General features: G+C 61.5%; 18 protein-coding genes, 3 tRNA genes, 2 rRNA genes and 1 pseudogene (1 of these 24 only partly in view). 12 read left to right on the plus strand and 12 right to left on the minus strand.

The genetic code is table 11. The annotated features are described in order from the left end of the window. From ONR75_RS32160 to ONR75_RS32175, 4 genes are all read right to left on the minus strand, one after another. A 23S ribosomal RNA gene (locus tag ONR75_RS32160) occupies positions 1 to 781 on the minus strand; it reaches 2,037 nt to the left of the window's first position. Positions 782 to 1,275: 494 nt separating this feature from the next. Further along, positions 1,276 to 1,351 (minus strand) — tRNA-Ala (locus ONR75_RS32165). Positions 1,352 to 1,426: 75 nt separating this feature from the next. Further along, positions 1,427 to 1,503, minus strand: a tRNA-Ile gene (locus ONR75_RS32170). Between the two features lie 197 nt (positions 1,504 to 1,700). Beyond that, a 16S ribosomal RNA gene (locus ONR75_RS32175) occupies positions 1,701 to 3,187 on the minus strand. The 16S and 23S rRNA genes sit together here with 2 tRNA genes alongside, the layout of an rRNA operon. Before the next feature lie 1,197 nt (positions 3,188 to 4,384). Here ONR75_RS32175 and ONR75_RS32180 point away from each other — a divergent pair. Further along, the gene (locus tag ONR75_RS32180; protein ID WP_265080810.1) at positions 4,385 to 5,422 is read left to right on the plus strand and encodes a polysaccharide deacetylase family protein; all 1,038 of its coding nucleotides are present in this window, start codon (positions 4,385 to 4,387) and stop codon (positions 5,420 to 5,422) included. 170 nt (positions 5,423 to 5,592) lie between these two features. Here ONR75_RS32180 and ONR75_RS32185 read toward each other — a convergent pair whose 3' ends face one another. Genes ONR75_RS32185 through ONR75_RS32215 form a run of 7 tightly spaced genes read right to left on the minus strand, consistent with a single transcriptional unit; the run spans position 5,593 to position 12,504 of the window. Next, positions 5,593 to 6,498: a LysR family transcriptional regulator gene (locus ONR75_RS32185; protein WP_265080811.1), complete on the minus strand. Its 906-nt coding sequence runs from the start codon at positions 6,496 to 6,498 to the stop codon at positions 5,593 to 5,595. Between the two features lie 46 nt (positions 6,499 to 6,544). Next, complete coding sequence (locus ONR75_RS32190; RefSeq protein WP_265080812.1) at positions 6,545 to 7,321, minus strand: enoyl-CoA hydratase-related protein; 777 nt, start codon at positions 7,319 to 7,321, stop codon at positions 6,545 to 6,547. Beyond that, positions 7,321 to 8,466, minus strand: a complete 1,146-nt coding sequence (locus ONR75_RS32195) for a CaiB/BaiF CoA transferase family protein (RefSeq protein WP_265083881.1) — start codon at positions 8,464 to 8,466, stop codon at positions 7,321 to 7,323. The genes ONR75_RS32190 and ONR75_RS32195 overlap by 1 nt, the downstream gene beginning before the upstream one ends. Before the next feature lie 14 nt (positions 8,467 to 8,480). Beyond that, complete coding sequence (locus ONR75_RS32200; protein WP_265080813.1) at positions 8,481 to 9,833, minus strand: FAD-dependent oxidoreductase; 1,353 nt, start codon at positions 9,831 to 9,833, stop codon at positions 8,481 to 8,483. 13 nt (positions 9,834 to 9,846) lie between these two features. Further along, a complete protein-coding gene (locus ONR75_RS32205; RefSeq protein WP_265080814.1) occupies positions 9,847 to 10,695 on the minus strand; it encodes an ABC transporter permease in 849 nt (282 codons plus the stop codon). Beyond that, positions 10,692 to 11,465: an ABC transporter ATP-binding protein gene (locus ONR75_RS32210; RefSeq protein ID WP_413776414.1), complete on the minus strand. Its 774-nt coding sequence runs from the start codon at positions 11,463 to 11,465 to the stop codon at positions 10,692 to 10,694. The genes ONR75_RS32205 and ONR75_RS32210 overlap by 4 nt, the downstream gene beginning before the upstream one ends. A 13-nt stretch (positions 11,466 to 11,478) precedes the next feature. After that, positions 11,479 to 12,504 carry an ABC transporter substrate-binding protein gene (locus ONR75_RS32215; protein ID WP_265080815.1) on the minus strand — a complete coding sequence of 342 codons (1,026 nt, stop codon included), beginning with the start codon at positions 12,502 to 12,504 and terminating at the stop codon, positions 11,479 to 11,481. Between the two features lie 215 nt (positions 12,505 to 12,719). Here ONR75_RS32215 and ONR75_RS32220 point away from each other — a divergent pair, with 215 nt between their 5' ends. Beyond that, the gene (locus tag ONR75_RS32220) at positions 12,720 to 13,175 is read left to right on the plus strand and encodes a deoxycytidylate deaminase (protein WP_265080816.1); all 456 of its coding nucleotides are present in this window, start codon (positions 12,720 to 12,722) and stop codon (positions 13,173 to 13,175) included. A 98-nt stretch (positions 13,176 to 13,273) separates the two neighbouring features. On the opposite strand, the gene ONR75_RS32225 is transcribed toward ONR75_RS32220, so the two are convergent. Then, on the minus strand, positions 13,274 to 13,426 hold the full coding sequence (locus tag ONR75_RS32225) for a hypothetical protein (protein ID WP_265080817.1): 153 nt from the start codon (positions 13,424 to 13,426) through the stop codon (positions 13,274 to 13,276). 334 nt (positions 13,427 to 13,760) lie between these two features. On the opposite strand from ONR75_RS32225, the gene ONR75_RS32230 reads away from it, so the two are divergent. The 10 genes and pseudogenes from ONR75_RS32230 (at position 13,761) to ONR75_RS32275 (ending at position 22,628) form a co-directional block, all read left to right on the plus strand. Next, positions 13,761 to 13,837: transfer RNA gene (locus ONR75_RS32230), tRNA-Arg, on the plus strand. 558 nt (positions 13,838 to 14,395) lie between these two features. After that, complete coding sequence (locus ONR75_RS32235) at positions 14,396 to 14,899, plus strand: carbohydrate porin (RefSeq protein ID WP_265080818.1); 504 nt, start codon at positions 14,396 to 14,398, stop codon at positions 14,897 to 14,899. Further along, positions 14,860 to 15,570, plus strand: coding sequence for a carbohydrate porin (locus tag ONR75_RS32240; RefSeq protein ID WP_265080819.1), 711 nt, complete (start codon positions 14,860 to 14,862; stop codon positions 15,568 to 15,570). The genes ONR75_RS32235 and ONR75_RS32240 overlap by 40 nt, the downstream gene beginning before the upstream one ends. Continuing rightward, complete coding sequence (locus ONR75_RS32245; protein WP_265080820.1) at positions 15,465 to 15,887, plus strand: carbohydrate porin; 423 nt, start codon at positions 15,465 to 15,467, stop codon at positions 15,885 to 15,887. Before ONR75_RS32240 ends, ONR75_RS32245 begins: the two co-directional genes overlap by 106 nt. 162 nt (positions 15,888 to 16,049) lie before the next feature. Beyond that, positions 16,050 to 16,685: pseudogene (gene istA, locus ONR75_RS32250) on the plus strand (IS21 family transposase); the annotation flags it as partial. Positions 16,686 to 16,822: 137 nt separating this feature from the next. Beyond that, a complete protein-coding gene (locus tag ONR75_RS32255; protein WP_265080821.1) occupies positions 16,823 to 17,446 on the plus strand; it encodes a hypothetical protein in 624 nt (207 codons plus the stop codon). 339 nt (positions 17,447 to 17,785) lie between these two features. Continuing rightward, positions 17,786 to 18,469 carry a spermidine synthase gene (locus tag ONR75_RS32260; RefSeq protein WP_265080822.1) on the plus strand — a complete coding sequence of 228 codons (684 nt, stop codon included), beginning with the start codon at positions 17,786 to 17,788 and terminating at the stop codon, positions 18,467 to 18,469. Positions 18,470 to 18,688: 219 nt separating this feature from the next. Further along, positions 18,689 to 19,588 carry an ABC transporter substrate-binding protein gene (locus tag ONR75_RS32265; RefSeq protein WP_413776415.1) on the plus strand — a complete coding sequence of 300 codons (900 nt, stop codon included), beginning with the start codon at positions 18,689 to 18,691 and terminating at the stop codon, positions 19,586 to 19,588. A 141-nt stretch (positions 19,589 to 19,729) separates the two neighbouring features. Beyond that, positions 19,730 to 21,334 carry an amino acid ABC transporter permease/ATP-binding protein gene (locus ONR75_RS32270; protein ID WP_265080823.1) on the plus strand — a complete coding sequence of 535 codons (1,605 nt, stop codon included), beginning with the start codon at positions 19,730 to 19,732 and terminating at the stop codon, positions 21,332 to 21,334. Positions 21,335 to 21,386: 52 nt separating this feature from the next. Then, a complete protein-coding gene (locus ONR75_RS32275; RefSeq protein ID WP_265080824.1) occupies positions 21,387 to 22,628 on the plus strand; it encodes an acetamidase/formamidase family protein in 1,242 nt (413 codons plus the stop codon). Positions 22,629 to 22,705: the final 77 nt, after the last annotated feature.

A 22,705-nucleotide genomic window follows, 5' to 3' on the forward strand; every position in this document is an offset into this window, starting at 1 on the left:
CCAGTGAGTGTTACCTCACCTTCAACCTGCCCATGGCTAGATCACTAGGTTTCGGGTCTAATACAACGAACTTAACGCCCTATTCAGACTCGCTTTCGCTGCGCATACACCTATCGGCTTAAGCTTGCTCGTTAAATTAAGTCGCTGGCCCATAATACAAAAGGTACGATGTCACCCAGAACGTATCTTGGGCTCCATCTGTTTGTAGGTGTCCGGTTTCAGGTCTATTTCACTCCCCTCGTCGGGGTGCTTTTCACCTTTCCCTCACGGTACTAGTTCACTATCGGTCGATGAGGAGTACTTAGGCTTGGAGGGTGGTCCCCCACGTTCAGACAGGATTACACGTGTCCCGCCTTACTCTAGGATATATCATTGCATTACCCGTACGGGACTATCACCCTCTGAGGTACAGCTTTCCTGACTGCTTCCGGTTGTCTTTGATATACCACTGGCCTGGTCCGCGTTCGCTCGCCACTACTAACGGAGTCTCTGTTGATGTCCTTTCCTTCGGGTACTTAGATGTTTCAGTTCCCCGAGTTCGCTTAGAACCCCCTATGAATTCAGGAGCTCCATACCTTCAACTGATAACCGGAAATCCAAATCCACCACACCTTGCGGCATGATGCATTTAGAGTTCCGGCTATCGAAGGTGGGTTTCCCCATTCGGAAATCCGTGGATCAAAGCTTCTTCGCAGCTCCCCACGGCTTATCGCAGCGTAGCACGTCCTTCATCGCCTCTCATCGCCAAGGCATCCACCGAACACCCTTAAGGCACTTGATTGCTCTCATTATCTATATCCACCCCACTCGGCAGAATGGGAACCGCTTGCTGCTTGCGTAACAACCCGAGTGTCAGAGACACAGGGTCGAAAACGCAAAACCGCACGCCAGGCGGTCAAGCCCAGGCGCACTTCAAGCAGCGGATATGATTAGAAAGACCAGCTTGCTTCGTAAGATCGAACCGACAACGAGGCGGTCAAGCTTCGTTGGAAAAGACGTTTGTCACGGAAGCGATGCAAGCAAAGCGTTCGTGAAAACAATCTTGGAGATTACATAGATGGTACCGCAGATTGCTCTGCAGATCCTCTATTCGGATCGATCTCCTCTTTACGATGTCAGAAATCACGCACGCCGCATCCCGAAGGACACGTCATGCGAAACGATGTTCCGCGGACTTTCAAACAGCTGCTGCCCGATGGCGCATGCTGTGAACACACTGGATGAAGAAAGTTGAATGGTCAGAAAGATCTCATCGCCATCCATCAGAAAAGTTTCTGGTGGAGGCAGACGGGATCGAACCGACGACCTCATGCTTGCAAAGCACGCGCTCTCCCAGCTGAGCTATGCCCCCGTTCCAGAAGAACTCGGCTTGAACAGTGATTGGTCGATCGTTCGTCTTCGCCAGCTCGCTTGCGCAAGCAAAGGCTGGTGGGCCTGGGAAGACTTGAACTTCCGACCTCACGCTTATCAAGCGCGCGCTCTAACCAACTGAGCTACAAGCCCTAACTACAAAGGGCTGCCCAGCGTATCCCGGCTTGCACCAGGAACGTCACAAGCACGCCCCAGCGTGTGTTCGTCCGCGAAGAAAGAGAAACGAAGACGGCGGTGTCCCGCCAATGCAGCCTAACGATCCGAAAACCGTTGGCCACTGATGTTTCAAAAGAGGATCGATAGTGCAAGCACTGAAGATCCATCCTTAGAAAGGAGGTGATCCAGCCGCAGGTTCCCCTACGGCTACCTTGTTACGACTTCACCCCAGTCGCTGACCCTACCGTGGTCAGCTGCCCCCTTGCGGTTAGCGCACTGCCTTCAGGTAGAACCAACTCCCATGGTGTGACGGGCGGTGTGTACAAGGCCCGGGAACGTATTCACCGTGGCATGCTGATCCACGATTACTAGCGATTCCAACTTCATGGGCTCGAGTTGCAGAGCCCAATCCGAACTGAGACGGCTTTTTGAGATTTGCGAGGGGTTGCCCCTTAGCGTCCCATTGTCACCGCCATTGTAGCACGTGTGTAGCCCAGCCCGTAAGGGCCATGAGGACTTGACGTCATCCCCACCTTCCTCGCGGCTTATCACCGGCAGTCTCCCTAGAGTGCTCAACTAAATGGTAGCAACTAAGGACGGGGGTTGCGCTCGTTGCGGGACTTAACCCAACATCTCACGACACGAGCTGACGACAGCCATGCAGCACCTGTGCTCCAGGCTCCGAAGAGAAGGTCACATCTCTGCGACCGGTCCTGGACATGTCAAGGGCTGGTAAGGTTCTGCGCGTTGCGTCGAATTAAACCACATGCTCCACCGCTTGTGCGGGCCCCCGTCAATTCCTTTGAGTTTTAATCTTGCGACCGTACTCCCCAGGCGGAATGCTTAAAGCGTTAGCTGCGCCACTAGTGAGTAAACCCACTAACGGCTGGCATTCATCGTTTACGGCGTGGACTACCAGGGTATCTAATCCTGTTTGCTCCCCACGCTTTCGTGCCTCAGCGTCAGTAATGGGCCAGTGAGCCGCCTTCGCCACTGGTGTTCTTGCGAATATCTACGAATTTCACCTCTACACTCGCAGTTCCACTCACCTCTCCCATACTCAAGACTTCCAGTATCAAAGGCAGTTCTGGAGTTGAGCTCCAGGATTTCACCTCTGACTTAGAAACCCGCCTACGCACCCTTTACGCCCAGTGATTCCGAGCAACGCTAGCCCCCTTCGTATTACCGCGGCTGCTGGCACGAAGTTAGCCGGGGCTTATTCTTGCGGTACCGTCATTATCTTCCCGCACAAAAGAGCTTTACAACCCTAGGGCCTTCATCACTCACGCGGCATGGCTGGATCAGGCTTGCGCCCATTGTCCAATATTCCCCACTGCTGCCTCCCGTAGGAGTTTGGGCCGTGTCTCAGTCCCAATGTGGCTGATCATCCTCTCAGACCAGCTACTGATCGTCGCCTTGGTGCGCTTTTACCACACCAACTAGCTAATCAGACGCGGGCCAATCTCTCGGCGATAAATCTTTCCCCGTAAGGGCTTATCCGGTATTAGCACAAGTTTCCCTGTGTTGTTCCGAACCAAGAGGTATGTTCCCACGCGTTACTCACCCGTCTGCCACTGACATATTGCTATGCCCGTTCGACTTGCATGTGTTAAGCCTGCCGCCAGCGTTCGCTCTGAGCCAGGATCAAACTCTCAAGTTGGACTTGAACTTTGAACCGGCTGATCACATCGTATTGACGAGGTCCCACCATACTTGGTCAATCAAACCGAAGCCTGACCAACCTGCCGTCCGCGCTTCACAGCGCAAACAACGATGGTGTAACCTTTGTATCAAAACGTGTACCGCCGAAGTCTTTCGTCCGGCCTCAATCCAAAATCACAAGCTTGCGCCGAATGACTAGAGATCAAGACCCGCAAGGACTCCGCCGTCCACGTTTCTCTTTCTTCATCTAAACTTGTCAAACAACCCGATGTCGCAAAACATCGCCCTCCCCTAAGAGAGAAAATTCGTACTGATATCTTCCAAAGTGAAGGTCATCAGGCTGTGTTCCGAAGAACACCAGCGCCCCGAAGGGAGCGAACCTTTAGACCTCCCGGAGGAAGGAAGCAACCCTCTTTTTCAGAATAATTTGAAGGTCATTCTTTCGAAATTCCCGCAAATCACCCATCAAAGGAGGCCGTCGGCTTCGTGACGAAACCGACACCTCAACACGACGCCAAATCCCAACCGAAACCTGTCGGCTGTTGATTCACTCTTCGCGTTGAGGAGCTTGTGAAACACTACGATGCGCCTGGACCCGTAGGCCCCGGCGCCGCCGCGCTCAGTGGCCGGGTTATAGGCGCCCGCCATCGAAGCTGTCAACGTCGAATCGTCACAAAATTGAATGACGAATCACAAGAAAGATGCCGCCTGCTCAAAAGCCCTTGAAAACAAGGCTCCGCAGACAACGGCGCGGGCAATTTGCGCACACGCCGACCCATGGATGGTTCGTCAAAATGCGCGCCATGCTTGCCGCCAGAGAGCGGCACCCCGAGGTCTCGCCATAACAACCTGGCGAGCCTCGCTTCGTTCCCACCTGGGTGGCTCGTGCGCTGCAATACATGGTTCGCTCTGCGCAAAAGTCATGTTGGGACGCCCCCGCCCGATACCGTCGGCGGTTCGGGCAGCACGCAAATAATACCTGCGGCAAGGCATCGCAGGTACCCGATCGAACTGATCCGCGCGATGCGCGAGCCCGGCGCAGAGGCAAACTTGAGCGATTTGGCCCGGGAAACTGCAGAGGATACCAGGCTCTCCCCCACGCGCCTCAATCATTTCAATTTTTCATAAAACACCGCCGATTAACTATTTCGCCGGATGTTGTGGAGGGCTTGAGACGCGGGACTCCGGAGTGAACATGCGTAAACAGACAATTCTTGTTGCCGCCGGCTGCCTGGCGGCCGTGGGCTCGGTCGCCGTCGCCGCCCGGCACTATATGGGCCACACCCCGGCGCAGACCGAGGCGAATGCCACCGGTGCCAGGACGGAACTGACCACCGGCGCGATCGAGGCGCGATGGCCGAAGCCCGGCGCGGAACCTGCAGCGGCACCGGCCGTGCAGCCCGTCGCGACCACGCCGCCAGCGGCTGAGAAGCGCACCGCGGCTGCAAAGCCGGTCTGCAACAATCCGAACGCGCTCGGCGTCTCGCGCACCATCCAGCTGGATACGACCGGCGGCCCCGGCCTCGGCATGTCGCAATACCGCGAATACGACTTCCTGCAGCCCGGTGAAGTGGTGCTGACCTTCGATGACGGGCCGTGGCCGGTGAGTACGCCTGCCGTGCTAGCCGCCTTGAGCGCCCAGTGCGTTCAGGCCGTGTTCTTCCCGATCGGCAAGCACTCGACATGGCACCCCGATATCCTGAAGCAGGTGATCGCGGCGGGCCACAGCGTCGGCTCCCACACCTGGTCGCACCAGAACCTGGCGAGCAAAACCCCGCAGGAAGCCCGTGACGAGATCGAGAAGGGCATCAGCGCCGTGTCGATGATGGCCGGAACGCCGATCGCGCCGTTCTTCCGCTTTCCGCAATTGCGCCAGACGGCGGACCTGAAGGCCTATCTCGCCGAACGCAACGTCACCGCGTTCTCCATCGACATCGATTCCGAGGATTTCCGCATCCACAAGCCGGATGTCCTGGTGACCTCGGTGATGACCAAGCTGAAGAAGGCCGGCAAGGGCATCATCCTGATGCACGACCTGCACAAGTGGAGCGCCGCCGCGCTGCCCGAGATTCTCGCCCAGCTCAAGGCCGGCGGCTACAAGGTGGTGTTCATCAAGCCCAAGGAGATGCTGACCACGCTGCCGCAATACGACGCGATGGTGACCGCCGCGCAGCCGCAAAAGACCAGCAGCAACGCCAAGCCGATCGCCAGCATCATGCAGAACGTGGATTAACCGGTACGTATCCCGGACGCAGTGCATTGCGCCGCCTTTTGGCGGCGGAGTGCACTGCAGATCCGGGATCGCCACAGACTCCGGCGCCCCGGTACGGTCCCGGATCTGCGGTGCAGTACGCCTCCTGCGGAGGCGTACTGCACCGCGTCCGGGACACAGGTCCTCTGTCGTTACACCGCCGCGAACTTGTGCAGATCTTCCACCAGCCGCCGGGCAAACTGTTCGGCGGGCGGGCTTAGTTCTCGTTGCGCCGACACCATCAATCCGATCCGCAGCGTGTTGATGCCCGGTGAATTCAGCGGCCGCCAGGCGATATCGCCCTGCTCGATCTCATGCAGAAAGCCCAGCCGGGTGAACAGCGACACGCCCATGTTCAGCATCACGGCCAGCTTCAGCATCTGGATCGAGTTGGACAGGATGGTCGGCTTGAGCTGGCTTTTGAACGTCGCAAAGGCAGCATCCATGTCGGCGCCCCTGGGCAGCGGACCGGACTGCGCCAGCATCGGGTAGCGGCTGACTTCGTCGAAATCCACCGCAAGCTTGTTGGCCAGAGGATGGTCGGCCCGCATCACCACGCCGATCGGCGCCGAGATCTCGGCCATGAAGCGCACCGAATGGGGGATTTGACCGACGAAGGTGAAGCCCATGTCGATGTCCCCCGCCGCCACCATGGTCGGCACTTCGGGTGGCTGCGCCGCCATCACCGAATAGGTGACCGCCGGAAAATCGACGCGGAAGCGATCGATGGCGCGCGGCAGGAAATCCACCAGCAGGGAGTCCAGCGCCGCGAGCGCCACGTGGCCGGAGCGCGCCGCCTTCAGGTCGTCGATGGTGACGCGCACGCGGTCGAAATCATGCAGCGTGTCGACCACGTGGCGCAGCAGCAATTCGCCGGCGACGGTCAGCCGCATGCCGCCGGGCAGCCGGTCGAACAGCGGCGTCCCCAGCTGGTTCTCGAGATTGATGATCTGCCGGTTGAGCGCGCTGGCCGCGACATTCAGGATTGCCGCCGCCTTGCGGATCGAGCCGACCCGGGCGACTTCGCGAAAATAGTACAATGCGGCAGCGTGGAGCATCGGTCGTCACGTCCCTGCGGCGCGAACAACCCGGCTGTCCGCCGCCTCAACGACCCTTCCAGTTCGGCTTGCGCTTTTCAACGAAAGCCTGCACGCCCTCCCGTGAATCTTCCGAGACCAGCGCCTCGACCAGCGCCGGCAGCCGTGTCGCCTGCGCCTCGGATGCGCTGAGATGCGGCGTCAGGCGGACCACCTGCTTGATGGCGCGCACCGATAGCGGTGCACAGGCCAACACATGCTGGAGCCAACGGTCGACGGCGTCATCCAGCGCTGCGCGCGGCACCACCTCATTGATGATGCCGAGGGTCAGCGCCTCGTGTGCGGGCACGCGCCGTCCTGTCAGCATGATGCCCATGGCGGCGCGAAACGGAATCTGCCGCTGCAGCAGGGTCATGCCGCCATCGAGCGGCAGGCGACCAACCCGCGCCTCCGGCAGGCTGAAGGTCGCCTCCGCCGCCGCGACGATGATGTCGCAACCGAGCACCATCTCGAAACCGCCGCCGGCAGCATGGCCGTTGACCCGCGCAATGACCGGCACGTCAAGCGTCTTGCGCAGCGCGATGCCGCCGAAGCCGTTGGGGCGGCCAGCGGCCCAGTATTCCAGGCCGGACGCGTTGCCGCTGTTCTTCATGTCGGCGCCAGTGCAGAAGGCCCGCTCGCCGCCGCCGGTGAGCACCACCGCGCGGACCTCACGATTGCCCTCAATGGATTGCCAGATCGCCTCGAGCTCGCGCTCGGTGGCGGCATCGACAGCGTTCAGCACCTCCGGCCGATCGATGGTGACCCGCGCGACGTGGTCGGTGACCTCGAAATAGACCGGCATTATTCGGCCGCCTGACTGGCCATGCCCAGCTCTGCAAGCACCGCATCCGTGTACTGGCCGAGATGGGCGGGCGGAATGCGGATCGACACCGGTGCGGCATCCATGTGGATGGGCGAGCCGATCACCCTGACGCGCTCGAACTCGCCATCGGCTTCCATGATCATGCCGTTGACCGCGGTCTGCTCGTCGGCCAGCGCTTCGGTCAGGGTGCGCACCGGCGCGCACAGCAGGTCCTGCTCTTCCAGCCGCGCCAGCCAGTAGGCAGTGGTATTGCTGGCAAAGCGCGTGCGAAAGATATCGTGCAGCGCCGGCTTGTTCTCCACCTGCACCGCATGGGCGGCGAAGCGCGAATCCGGCGACAGGTCGTCGATTTCCAATGCGGTGCAGATGTCGCGCAGCGGCTGCGCCTTGAAGGCGCCGACCAGCGCGATGGCACCGTCGCTCGTCTCGAATACGCCGGACAGCGGCATCGCGCCCCAGTTCACTTCGCGACCGCGCATCAGTTGCGACGCGCCTTCTTGGGTCTGCGCCGCCAGCATGGAATCGTACAGCGAGACGCTGATGCGCTGGCCACGGCCGGTCTTGGCCCGTTGCAGCAGCGCGAGCAGGACCCCCTGCACCATGTGCATGCCGGCGGAATAGTCAGCGAAGGTGGTCGGATAGATCGACAGCGGCAGATGCGGATCGGAGCGGCGGTGCATGGTGCCGGACAATGCCTGCGCCAGCACATCCTGACCGCCCTTGTGAGAATACGGACCGGTGAGGCCGAAGCCGGTGCCGACTGCATAGATCAGCTTGGGGTTGATCTTCGACAACTCCTCGTAACCGAAACCGAGGCGTTCCATGACGCCGGCGCGGAAATTGTTGACCACCACGTCGGCGGTCTCGATCAGTTTGAGCACCACCGACTTGCCCTGCGGGCTGCGGGTGTCGAGCACGATGGAGCGCTTGTTGCGGTTCAGCGAGCAATAGACCGGGCCGAGCAGGCCGGCCGGATCGTCGGGGAACGAGGTCCGCGACAGGTCGCCGGTGCCGGGCTTTTCAATCTTGATGACGTCGGCGCCGTAATCGGCGAGCATCTGCGTTGCCACCGGCCCCATCATCACCTGGGTGAAGTCGATCACCCGGATGCCGTCGAGCGGCATGTTGCTGTGGTCGGTCACGCGGCAGTCTCCATCACGCGGGCATTGGCAGAGGGAATGTCGCCGGGGTCGCCGCCTTGGGCGCGGACCCTGGCACAGATCGCAGCGGGATCGACCTGCTTCAGCGGAATGTTCGACGACAGAGCCAGCGCGGCGGCGACGCCGGCGGACTGGCCCATGGACATGCACGGCGGAATTTCCCGCGACAGTTTTTGCGCCGACTCCGTCGCCGAGTAATGCCGGCCGGCCACCAGCAGGCCCTCGACCTCCTTTGGCAGCATGGCACGGTACGGCGTGTAGTAATCGCGGCCGCGCGCCACCGTGTCGGCAAAGTGCACACGGTTGTTCACATCGTCCTTGGTGACGACATATTCGCCTTCCAGCAGCCGGGTCTGGCGCACGCCGAGTTGCGGCGCGACGTCAATCACAAAACACTTCTCGAAGCCGGGCATGTTGGCCCGGACGAAATCGACCAGCGCATAGATGCGCTTGCGGCCCTCGAAATCGGCGCGAGTCTGGTCCTCGACCTTCATGGCGTCGTAGCCGGTCATGTGCGGGCAATTGCACCAGACGACGCCCGGTAGCGGCGTGCTCAGCCACCAACGGTCCCACGACCCGCCGACGGTGCGTTTTGCCAATTTGTCGACCTTGGCAAAGGCTTCCGGATCTTCGTAGCGGAAGCGCTCGGCCGGTTCCGTATCGACCCCGCCGAGACGGAACACCGTGGTGATCATGTAGGCGCCGTCAGTGAACTTCGCGCCGGCAGCTGCGGCGACATCGAGATCGCCCGAGGTGTCGATGATGACATCGCCCATGATCGCCTGGCGGCCGGCCTTGGTGTCGCAGATCACGCCGGTGATGCGGCCGTCGCGCACGATCGCCTTCGAAAACCACGAATGCAGCCGGACGTCGACGCCAACCTCGGCGATCAGGTCGTTGGACGTGCGCTTCCAGGCGTCCGGATCGAATGCCGCGGCCATGACAATGCCGGCCGGCTTGCCATTGGAGCGGAAATCGAACAGGCCCCAATGCGCCCAGCGCTTGTAGACCTCCCAGTCCTGACGGCGATCTTCCGGCGGCGGATAGACGCAGGCGCCGATTCGGGCCATGCGTTCGATCATCTCCATGCACACGCCGGTGACGGTGACTTCCTGGCCGTTGTTCATGTCGTCGAGCACCAGCACCATGCCGCCCGAGGCGAGACCGCCGAGATAGGGATAGCGCTCGATCAGCGTGACCGAACAGCCTTCGCGCCGCGCCGCGATGGCCGCAGCGAAACCCGCAGGACCGCCGCCGACCACGACCACGTCGGATCGGGTGACAACCGGCACGGATCCCGCGGATTCAGGGATGAATTCGGAATGCGACATGGCATTTCTCCGTTCAGGTGGGCGCGATCGGCTGCCAGCGGATCACGAGGCGCTCGATCAGCGTGATGGTCAGGAAAAACGTCACCGAGAATGCCGAGCCGACGATCACGGTGGCGTAGAGCATCGCACTGTCGAAGTTGTAGGTGGACTGGATGATCAGCGCGCCGATGCCCGTGGTCGAGCCGATCCATTCGCCGACGATGGCGCCGATCACCGCCGTCGAGGCGGCGATCTTCAGCGCCGAGAACAGGTAAGGCACCGAGTTCAAGAGACGCAGCTTGAAGAAGATCTCGGTCTTCGAGGCCGAGAGCACCTTCATCAGTTCGAGCGACTGCGGATTCACCGATTCCAGCCCGCGCACCATGTTTACCAGCGTGGGGAAGAAGCAGACCAGCGCGGCGATGGCGATCTTCGGCTCCATGCCGTTACCGAGCAGCAGCACGAGGATCGGCGCCTTGGCGACGACGGGGATGGAGTTGACCAGCACCACCACCGGGAAGAACGCCTGCTCCATGGACTTCTTGTGCACGAACACCGTGGCGATGATGATCGCCGAGAGGTTGCCGAGCAGGAAGCCGGACAGCGCCTCGACGGCGGTCGGCCACAGGTTGGCCATCAGGATGCTGAACTTGCTGACCAGCGTCGCGGCGACGAGTTGCGGCGACGGCGCCACGAAGGTCGGCACCTTGAGGATGTAAACAACGGCCGCCCAGGCGCCGATCAGCGCCAGGATTCCCGCGACCGGCAGCAGCCGGCGGCGCATCCGGGCGCGGCGCTGCTGTGTGCGGTAGATATCCTCCGCGGCCTTGATGCTGACCTCGCGCGACGTCAGCAGGGTGTCGTTGCTGGAGATAGCGGTCAATGCACACTCCCCAGATGGGCGCGCAGCCGCGCGGCGATGGTCACGAATTCGGCGGTGTCGCGAATGCTGAGATCGCGGTCGCGCGGCAGGTCGATCTGTTCCCATGCGGCGACGCGGCCGGGATTGGCCGACAGCACCAGCACGTGCTCGGCGAGGAATACCGCCTCGTAGACCGAGTGGGTCACGAACAGGATGGTCGTACCCGTCTCCGCCCAGATGCGCCGCAGTTCGGCGTTGAGCCGGTCGCGGGTGATTTCATCGAGTGCACCAAAGGGCTCGTCCATCAGCAGCAGCTTCGGGCCGCCGAGCAGCGCGCGCGCAATGGATACGCGCTGGCGCATGCCGCCGGACAATTCATGCGGAAAACTGTTTTCCCAGCCGGCGAGCCCGACCAGTGCCATCAACTCGCGCGGCGTCGCCGCACCCGGCGCCAGCGCGCGGCGTCCACCGACCTCGAGCGGCAGCTCCACATTCTGCAGAGCCGTGCGCCACGGCAACAGCGCCGCATCCTGAAACACGAAGCCGAAGGCGCGCGCGCGGCGGGCGTCTTCCGGCGTCGATCCGAGCACCGACGTTTGCCCCTCCGACGGAGCGATCAGATCCGCAACCACCCGCAGCAGCGTGGACTTGCCGCAGCCCGATGGGCCGAGCAGGCTGGTAAAGCCACCGGGCTGCACCGAGAACGACACGTCCTCCAGTGCCGTGACGGTGCGGCGCTCGGTCATGAAACGGACCGAGACGCCGCGGCAGTCGATGGCGGGGGCGGTCATGGGCATATCCCTGTCAACCGAGCTTGGCGCGGCTGTCGGCAGTCATCTTCAGAATGTCGAGAGTCATCACCTCATCGAGCTTCGGCACCCGTTTGGTGAACTGGCCGAGCTCGGCATAGAGCGCGATCTGCTCCTGCCATACCGCTGGATCCATGGCGCCCCATCCCCCGGTCTTGGTGGTGTCGGAGAAGGCGTATTGCAGCATGACTTTCGCGGCTTCGATCTCGTCGGCACGGTCCAGGTTGGGGAATTCCTTGACCAGGAAATCCACCGCCTTGTCCGGCTCGCTGCGCGCGAATGCCCACCCCTTCGACGTCGCCCGCAGAAACTTGGCCAGCATCTCCGGCTTTTTCGTCAGGGTGTCGACAGTGGCGTAATAAGGCAGCGCATAGAGCCTGACGCCGGTGTCCCACAGCCGCATGTCGACGCGCTGGTCGCCGATCACCTTCAGGGCCGTGGTGTTGGTCAGCCAGCCGGTGACCACATCGACCTGGCCGGTGAGCAGCGGCGTCATGTCGGCGCCGATCGGGATGATGGTGACATCCTTTTCCGCGATCTTGTTCTTGGCCAGCAGCGCCCGCAGCAGGATCACGCCGGTCGACTGGATGCCGACCTTCTTCCCGATCAGATCCTTGGGCTCGCGCACGGGATTCTTATTCAGCGAAAAGAACGTGTAGGGGTGGATCTGCGCGCCGCTGGCGAAGCACTTGATCGGAATATCCTGCGACACCGCCAGCATCAGCGACGGGCTCGAGGAAACCTGGCCGGCCTCATAACGGCCGGCGGCCACGACGGCGACGCCGTCGATGTTCGGCCCGCCCGGCTGCAGCTTGAGCTCGATGCCTTCGGCCTCGTAATAGCCCAGCGCCTTGGCGCAGACCTCGCCGAGCTGGTTGCCCGACGACAGCCAGCCCAGTTGCAGATTGAGCACCGATTTTGTCTGGGAGAAGCTTTCCACGCTGAGGATCGGCCCGAGGCCCAGCGCCGTTGTGGCGGTCAGAGCACCCTTGATGACATCGCGACGGTTGAAGGACGACATGCTGTGGACCCCTCGACTTGCGGGCTGCGCCGCCGGTTAAGCCAACTTCAGAAAATTAACCACGCAATTCCCCGTGCGCGCCAGCGCTATATTTCGCGATATTCGTGCGAATTTTTCGCACAGCTCCATTATTTGCGCAGTTGATCATCTCTGTTGCAGCGGCCTCGCGATCGTGGCCTTGGTTGGGGAGGTATTTCCCCAGAGGGACTGTGACCATGCAATCAACTGAGACCGGTCTGGACATCTACGCGCTGCTCGGCCTGGCCACAGCCGCAGCCAGGCAAAGTCCGAACCGCATTCGACAGGTCGGCGCCATCATCCTGACCTGCGACGACGGCGAGCCAATTGCGGCCTGCAACACCTTCCCCAAAGACGTCGCCGATCTCGCCTGGCGTCATGAGGGCGACGGGCGTTTCGTCTGGATGGAGCATGCCGAACGCAACGCGATCTTTGCCGCTGCGCGGCAAGGCCGACCGCTGCAGGGCGCAACTATCGCCAGCACCTTCTTTCCGTGCATCGACTGCGCACGGGCGATCGTTCAAACCGGCATTGCGCGGCTGGTATCTCCCGAACCGGCGCTGGAAGATGCGGTTTGGGGCGAATCGTTTCTGCGCTCGCGCGTCATTCTTGAGGAAGGCGGCGTCGAACTGGTCCTGCTGGACAAACCGTAGGCAAGGAGCAAATTCGCGTTTCTCACCGCGTCGCGGAAAGCGTCAGCCATTCTTCAGCACCGGGACGCGCACACCGCTGCGTTAACGTCAGGGCCGGTTCAGAAAAGTCCGGGGCTGAGGTCGATACCGTAGGTCAGCAAGAGGATGGCGACGAAGAGGCCCGCGGCGCAGATGATGCGGAGGTCGAGAAACGCCGACTGTTTCTTCTCGGCATTGGCGAGATCGATCGCGGGCTTCGGAACAATGATCATAGCAACCTCCAAAAGCATCGAATATCGATGAGTCGGAGCTGGCGCGCCGATTGTTCAATCGCCAAGCCGGAATTGCGCGTCGAAAACGCCGGCCAAGGCCTGCATGGTGGTCGGCCTGAGCCCCCGATAACCAACCAGGGGACAAACGTGAGCCTTTGTTTCAGAAGCCCGCCACAGCAATGCCGAGCCGAGACATGCACAATGACACCCCGACAGGAGGCGAGGCCCTGACCGCCGCTTCACAAGAACATCGCGCCCCAACGCAGCCATTTTGATCCAAACTGGCCAAGCCGGGCGTTGCCGACGCCCGGACAATCGGCTAAATGAACAGCATGCACCCGTAGCTCAGCTGGATAGAGCGTTGCCCTCCGAAGGCAAAGGTCACACGTTCGAATCGTGTCGGGTGCGCCAATTCATTGTTGGGCGCCGCATAAGTTTGGACTCGCGCCAGTGAGGCTGGACTCAGCGCCACATAAGTTTGGACTGTTTCCTCTGGGCAGCCTGCCTGCTGGTCTCGCTAGGTTGCGCCTACACTGCAATTTCACCCGGCTGCCCCAGCATTGGCAACGCGGACGCGCCGGTGAGGTCGACCGCGCTTGACGCTTTATTTCGTTCGCAATTGTGGATCGGCGGGATCATCACCCGGATTTGCGCCCAAGATGTCCCCTCCAAGGCAGCACAAGCGCTCCCCCGCCGACTATGGCGACGACGGCAGGCGTGTCGGATGGGCTTCTGCACCCTCCATCCAACTTGGAAAGCGCCGATTCGTCTCCCCCGGAGCCGAATCGGCGGCGGATCCTGCTTTTGTTGGATATAACGATGCGGAGAAGACGGCTGTGGAAGGCGCCCAAGAAACTTGTCCCTGGAGCATGATGAAGGACACCGCAGCTTCTACGTGTAGTCGTTTTCCGGATCCCAGGCTCCAATGAGTTCGATGTCCTCTCGCGAGTGGTTTATGGAGACACCGAGATGGTTCAGATGGCCTGTTCGGAGCGCATCGCTTCCATTGCGAGGCGCGCGATTGTCGCCACCGTTGCTGCATTTGCTAGTGGTGCTGCGTTGGCGCAAAATGACTCATCAAGGCCCGGAACAGCGGCGTCCACGCCCGTGTTTATGGAGTCCTCGCTGCTCGGAGCCCTGCGTCAACTGACCAATCCGGGAGGCCTTCGCTCCCGATTGGAGCAAGCAGGACTGCAGTTCACGTTTTCCTACTACAGTGACCCTTTTGGAAACCCTGTGGGCGGGGTGCTGCGGGGGTCAGGTTATGACGGCCGCTTCGGCGTCATTATAGATGCAGACCTCGAAAAGCTGGTGGGCTGGATGGGAGGGACCTTTCACGCCAGTTTCCATCAAATTCACGGAACGCAATTCAGCACCCGCAATCTCAATAATCTCATGACTACAAGCGGGATCGAAGCCCCTCCTCGACGCGGTTGTTCAACCTCTGGGTCGAACAAAAGATCGGAAGCCTGATCAACCTGCGCGTCGGTCAGTTCACGGCTGCGCAAGAGTTTCTGGTCAGTCAGAATGCCAATCTATTCGTCAACGCCACATTCGGGTGGCCGGCCAGCACTGCCCAGAACCTTCCGAGCGGCGGCCCCGCGTATCCGGAAGCCACGCCGGGGGCACGCATCCAGTTCTCGCCAACCAAAGAGCTCGCCTTCAAGGCTGCGATCTTCAACGGCGATCCAGCTGGGCCGGGAATCGGAAATCCAGTGCAGCGCGATCCGTTTGGTGTTGCATTGCGTGTGAACGATCCGCCCCTCTTTATCGCGGAATTGACCTACCTGTATGGTCAAGAGCACGCCAACGGAATGCGGGAAAATCCGAATCAGGAGGGCTCCCGCAGGGCGGCGTTGCGCGGACAATCATCTGCCACGGATCTACCTGGCGCCATCAAGATCGGCGCAATGATCCATACGGGCTTGTTCGCCGATCAGCGTTTCGACACGCAAAGCTCATTGCTGGCCGTATCTGGAGGTCTTCCGCTGCAGCATCGCGGAAACTACGCGGTTTATGGCGTTGTCGATCAGATGTTGTGGCGATCCGCGAGTGGAAGCGATCAAAGCTTGAGTGTTTTTTGCGAGGGACGTGGGCTCCCGGCGCACAGAACGTCATTGATCTCTATTTGGATGGCGGAGTGACCTTCAAAGGCCCGATTGCATCTCGCCCGGACGACACGATGGGTATTGCGTTCGCCTACGGCCGCATCTCCCCGCAGTCAGCGGCCTTCGACCGAGACCTTGCTGGCATCGCGGGAACGCAGATGCCGGTGCGCAACTTCGAGGCCGCTCTGGAATGGACCTATCAGTGGGAGGTCGCCGACAACTGGTTTTTTCAGCCCAACATCCAGTACATCATGCATCCTGGAGGCAATGTTCCGAGCCCGCTCAATCCTGCCAGCACATCGCCAGTTCCGGATGCCTTAGTGTTCGGGATGCGGACGACCATTAAGTTTTAACAGCCAATCGATCAATGTACGACACGTCGCCGCCGTTCATTTCCCCGAATGTCATTCGGCTTGCAATATTGACCCCCTAAGCCGGGGGATCGGCGTCCAAAATTGACCCCCTAATGTTGGTCTGTTGCGCTGCCTGCTTCTTAACAAAGCAGGTGGTCGGAGATGCTGATCGTGGAGACGATTGCCCGGATACGGCGCGAGCATTTCATCAAGGGCAAGACGATCAAGGAGATCGCCCGGGACCTGAAGGTATCTCGGAACACGGTGCGGAAGGTGCTGAGGTCGGGCGAGACATCGTTCGAGTATGAGCGTGCGGTTCAGCCGCGTCCGAAGCTGGGACGATGGGCAGCAGAGCTCGACAGGGTGCTGGCGGCCAATGCGACCAAGGCCGCTCGCGAGCAACTGACGCTGATCCGGATCTTCGAAGAGCTGCGCGGCCGCGGTTACGACGGTGGCTACGATGCCGTGCGGCGTTACGCCAGACGATGGAGTACGGACCGTGGACAATCGACGGCTGCGGCCTACGTCCCGCTGAGCTTTGCGCCGGGAGAAGCCTATCAGTTCGACTGGAGCCACGAGGTGGTTCTGCTCAATGGCGTGACGGTGATGGTGAAGGCCGCCCACGTCCGGCTGTGCCACAGCCGCATGCTGTTTGTGCGGTGCTACCCGCGCGAGACGCAGGAGATGGTGTTCGACGCCCACGACCGGGCGTTCGCGCTGTTCAAGGGTACTTGCGGGCGCGGCATCTACGACAACATGAAGACTGCAGTCGAGACGATCTTCGTCGGCAAAGCGCGCCTCTAACAACCGAGGCTATCAGCGGCGCGCTGTAGGCCAGTTTGAATAAACGCGTCAGAGGATGGCTAATCGGAACTGCGAAATTAGATTACCTTGCTACTTGGAATCGGTGTCTTTGGATTGTCGGTGGGGAGCCCATGAAGCGCGACCGAATCAAGGAGGCAATGGAGTCCGGAGAAAATAATCTCAGGACCATGAAGCTCATTCACAACTGGTGCGCCCATGCCAAAATCGTCAAGCACGGCGGCGTCGGCCTCGTTGAACAGCAGACCGGCCTACCTATAGGGCACCATCTTATCGAGTGTCCTCACGCACCAGCTGGCGGTATGGCCGCTTTTGATCTGGCTGATACGGCAATCGATTTTTACGACCGGAACTGCCACGACTGCATGTTCCGCAAGCCACTCGGCATGCCGAACATAACAATTCTCATCGCAGAACGAGATAAGCAGAAGCGCGCACGCGACCAAGAGCAAGAAAAGGCCGCACGGCAGGTAGCTGACAAGCTCACTGCACGCGAAGCGGTAAGGGCGGCGAAGGCCGTAACGCCAAATATGATCGAGATGCCCGCCTATGTGACGCATGCCAAAACGGCACGTGTTGCGGCTGGCTTAGCCCTCAGTGGGGTTCCACAAAGCCTCGCGCCCGAATGTGGCGTGTGCCCGTTTCTCATTTATGAGCCAGTCCAGACTTATGTGGCTGTTCACCCCTTCCAGTCCAATTTTATCTGGCACGCAGTCCAATTTATCCCTTCACATTGAGGGAAAAACACCAATGATAACAATAGTTCGGGTCCAAGCTAATGTGGCGCCCGACATTCATCGAGCACGCTACAGCGAGCTGCAAGCCGTGCTGGCGCGTAGCCGTCCTGATCTAGGAATCCAAAAATCCACGCGAAGGCGACGTTGCCCTGATGCGGGCATCAATGGGATGCGGAACGCTGATGCGGACAGCGCGCGACGTGCGTGGATTTTTCCGCTATGTGCATCTCGCCATGACGGCAGTCTTGAATTGCTGATGGCGGGTGGCCAGCAACCATTGCCATCGCGCGCGTCAGGCGGCATGGTCCGCCCTCCCCGAAATCCGCTGAAAGATCGAACGTGCTGCCCTGGATTCTGATCGATACGGCCGACGTGCCCGGCGGCGGCGAAGAGCTGCGGCTGATGCGGCGCGGCACCGAGCTCACCATCAAGCTCGGCCAGAACGAGCTGATGAGCAGCCGGCTCAGCGGCTCCGAGGAAGCGCTGGCGACCTTGGCCTGCTTCCGCATCAAGGCGCTGGCGGCACCGCGCATCCTGATCGGCGGCCTCGGCATGGGCTTTACGCTGCGCGCCGCTTTGGCCGTTTGCGGCCCGCAGGCGCGCATCACCGTCGTGGAGCTGGTGCCGGCGATCATCGCCTGGGCACGCGGACCCATGTCGGAGCTGTTCGGCGACTGCCTGACCGATCCGCGCGTCGAACTGCGCGAGGCCGACGTGACGCAAGCGATCGCCGCGGCGCGCTCAGCGTTCGACGCCATCCTGCTCGATGTCGACAACGGTCCAGAGGGACTGACGCGGCAAAGCAATGACGCGCTGTACAATCTGTCCGGCCTGCGCGCGGCCTTTGCGGCGCTTAGCCCCGGCGGCGTGCTGGCCGTGTGGTCGTCCGGCCCCAACGCCAAATTCACCGAGCGATTGAAGACGGTGGGATTTCAAGCGGAGGAAATCAACATCCGCGCTACCGGAAAACGCGGCGGCGCGCGGCACGTGATCTGGATCGCGACGCGGCCGGTGACGTCCTGACGGTCCTGCAGGACGCAGCCGCCGGCAAGACCCGATGCGATTGCTGCGCTCCGGCGAATATTTTCCATGCCTAAAATAGGTGCGGCAGTGCCCAATCCGTGACGCCGCGCGATCCAACTATTCGTGCGGCCTGAGACAAGCGCATGGCGGGCCACTGACCCTAGGCTTCCTTCGGAATTGATCCATGGCGCTGCCATGGCAACCTCGAAGGAGAAACCAATGCAAAAGCGTGTTTCCACCGGAGTGACAATGCGGCCGCGCATCGCGGCCATGGCGCTCGGTGCCGTGCTGATCGCAGGCGCCTGCGTTCCGATCTCGGCAAGTGCGGCCGTACCCGCCGCCTGCGCCGCGTTGCAGAGCAAATACCCGGACTGGAAGGGCAAGACCCTTGTCAATGCCATCAACCCGCATACGCCGGGCTACGAGTCGATCGATCCGAAGGATCCCAACAAGTATATCGGCTTCGACATCGATCTCGGCGAGCAGATCGGCGAGTGCCTGGGCTTCAAACTGACTTACAAGGCGGTGACTTTCGCGGCGCTGTTGACCACATTGCAGAGCGGCCAGGCCGACATCGTGATCTCCGACATCTACGCCACCGAGGAACGCGCCAAGGCCGGCGACTTCATCACCTATTCCAAGGTGTTCGACGGCGTGCTGGTGGCGAAGGGCAATCCGAAGAAAATCACCGGCATCAACACCTCGCTGTGCGGCACGGCCGCGGCGGAAAATACCGGCTACGTTGAAGTGCCGCTGATTCAGGCGCTGGCCCCGGAATGCAAGAAGGAAGGCAAGGCCGAACCGACCATCCAGCTCTATGACAACAATGCCAACTGCATCCAGGCGATCCTGGCCGGTCGCGCCGACACCTACATCAACGACGTCAACACCGTCGACAACGCCGTGAAGGCCTATCCGGACAAGCTCGAGAAGGCCGTCGCCGTCACCATCCCCTACCAGGTCGGCATTGCCGTGCCGAAGGACAAGCCCAAGTTCCGCGACGCCGTGCACGCCGCCATGATGGAGATCTACAAGTCGGGAGACCAGGCGGCCCTGTTGAAGAAGTGGAATCTCGATCCCAACAACCTGATGGAGCCCGGCCTGTTGATCGTCAAGTAAAGGGCGGCTGACCGAAGGAGCCGCAGGGTGGGCAAAGGCGCTTCTGCGCCGTGCCCACCGCCTTCGCTGAACGCCGACGGTGGGCACACTTCGCTTTGCCCACCCTACGATCGACTGCTCATCTAAGGACTGCCGGACGCCATGGAGCTGTTCCTTCACTATCTCAGCATGCCGTACATGATGCAGGGCATCCAGGTGACTCTCCAGGTCACCGCCCTGGGTCTGGCCGGCGGGCTGGTGCTCGGCGTGATCCTCGCGGGGATGCAGTTCAGCAGCTTCAGGCTGCTGGCATCCTTCGCCAGGGTCTACGCCGTGATCTTTCGCGGCACGCCGCTGATTCTGCAGATGGTGTTCGCGTATAACGCGTTGCCGCAGATCGGCATCAAGCTTCCTGCCATTCTTGCTGCCGGTCTGGCACTGGCCTGCAACGAGGCGCCGTTCATTGCCGAGATGTTGCGCGCCGGCGTGCTCGGTGTGGACCGCGGCCAGGTGACGGCCGGACAGGCACTGGGCATGACGCCGGGCATCCTGATGCGTCGGATCATCGCTCCGCAGGCGATCCGCTCCATGATCCCCGGTTTCGGCAACGAGGCCGTCAGCGCGCTGAAGAATTCGTCGCTCGCTTCGGTGATCGCGGTGCAGGAGCTGACGCTGCGTTCGACGCAGCTGGCGTCCTCGACCTTCGATTTCTTCTCGATCTTCTTCGCCTCCGGCCTGATCTATCTGCTGCTGACCGCGGCGATCGCCGTGATCCAGCTGCTTCTGGAGTGGAAGTTCGATCTCGACCGCACGAAGAAGCCAACGGAGCTGATGCAGTTCCTGCCGTGGTATCGCGCGCCGCTGGTGCCAGCAGCTGCGGCAACCTCGCCGGCAGATGAAGCCGCAGAATCCGCAGCGACCGTGATGGACGCCAGGCCAACGCGCGCCGATCGCACCTCGCGCTCGGCCTCGCTGGCCGGCAATGACGTGCTGGTCGAGGTCACCGATCTCTACAAGGCCTATACCGCGCCGGTGCTGGCCGGCGTCAGCCTGACGGTGCGGACCGGCGAGGTCGTGGCTTTGCTGGGTCCAAGCGGATCGGGCAAGAGCACCCTGCTGCGCTGTATCAACCATCTCGAAGGCTGGGACGCCGGCATTGTGAGAATTGGCGGCCGCCGCATGGGATTCAGCGGCGACGGCAAGGCGCTGTCGCCGCGCGCCATCGCCGAAGAGCGCGCCAGCGTCGGCGTCGGCATGGTGTTCCAGCAGTTCAACCTGTTCAGCCATCTCACCGCGCTGGAGAACGTCGCCGGCCCGTTGCGCTGGGTTCACGGCATGTCGCGGCCGGACGCCGAGCGCCGGGCCCGCGAACTGCTTGAACGCGTCGGCCTCAGCCATCGCGCCGATGCGTTGCCGCGACATCTGTCCGGCGGGCAGCAACAGCGCGTCGCCATCGCGCGGGCTTTGGCCCCGAACCCGAAGGTGCTGCTGCTCGACGAACCGACCTCGGCGCTCGACCCGGAACTGGTCAACGAGGTGCTGGAAGTGATTCGCCGGCTCGCGGTCGAGGACGGGCTGACCATGATCATTTCAACCCATCAGCTGCGCTTTGCCGACGAAGTGGCTGACCGCGTGGTGTTCCTCAGCGGCGGCTCGATCATCGAGGAAGGGCAGGCGCATGAGGTGCTAACCCGTCCGCGCAATCCGATCACCCAGCGCTTCCTCCGCGTGATGGAGGCGGACAAGCCGCCTGCGCCACTGCCATGACGCCGGTGCTCCCATCACGCCTGAATACGCCAACGCCAGTCGAGGCCTTCGCATGAAACATCATCTGCTTCCCGTATCGCCGGCCAACGTCCACTGGGGCTATTTCAGCAAGGCGGTTGCACCCGCCCTCACGCTGAAGTCGGGCGACCGCGCCACCATCGAGACGCTGACCCATCACGCCAACGACGACTACGAGCGCATGATCGCCGACGATCCCGGCGCCGAAAGCGTGTTCAAGTGGACCCGGGAGCACAAGGCCATCGTCCGCCGCGGCGCCGGCCCGACCGAAGGTCCGTTCATCCGCGGCTCCGGCGAAGGCGTCGGCGTGCACCTGCTGACCGGCCCCGTCGTCATCGAAGGCGCGGAGCCCGGCGACGTGCTGGAAGTGCGCATTCTCGATGTCCGGCCGCGGCCCGCCTGCAAGGCCTGTCATGCCGGCAAATGCTTCGGCTCAAATGCCTCGGCAAATTGGGGTTTTCACTATCACGACCTGATCGAGGAGCCGAAGCCGCGCGAAGTCATCACCATCTTCGAACTCGACACCTCCGGCGAACCGTTCGCCAAGGCGGTCTACAACTACGTCTGGACGCCGCAGACCGATCCCGACGGCATCGTGCATCCGACCATCGATTATCCGGGCGTGCGCGTCGACCACTCGACCATCAGGAAACGCGACAACATCATGCAGAACGTCCGCGTTCCCGCCCGGCTGCATTTCGGCACCATGGGCCTCGCGCCGTCCGAGTCCGATTTCGTCAGTTCGATTCCGCCGAGCTATACCGGCGGCAATATCGACGACTGGCGCGTCGGCAAGGGCGCCAAGATGTTCTATCCCGTCGCGGTGCCCGGCGCGTTCTTCTCGGTGGGCGATCCCCACGCCGCCCAGGGCGACAGCGAACTCGGCGGCACCGCCATCGAGACCTCGCTGACCGGCGACTTCGAATTCATCCTGCACAAGCAGGCGGACCTCGGCGGCACCGTACTGGAAGGGCTGACGCATCCGATGCTGGAGACCGACAACGTGTGGTCGGTCTATGGCTTCACCTATCCCAACTATCTCGCCGAGCTGGGACCCGATGCGCAGACCGAGATCGCCAACCATTCCAGCCTCGACCGCGCCATGCGCGATGCCTTCCGCAAGCTACGCCGCTTCCTGATGACGGTTCACCATCTGAGCGAGGACGAAGCCATCTCGCTGCTGTCGGTGGGCGCCGACTTCGGCGTGACACAGGTGGTCGATGCCAACTGGGGCGTGCACGGCACGATCCGCAAGAACATTTTCAGGTGCGACTGATCCGGTGAAGCCGACGCGACATGATGCCCATCGGACGTGGCGGCCTTGGGCTTTGACCACATGATGCCTACAATGCC

It is taken from the genome of Rhodopseudomonas sp. P2A-2r, assembly GCF_026015985.1.
Classification (GTDB): Bacteria; Pseudomonadota; Alphaproteobacteria; order Rhizobiales; family Xanthobacteraceae; genus Tardiphaga.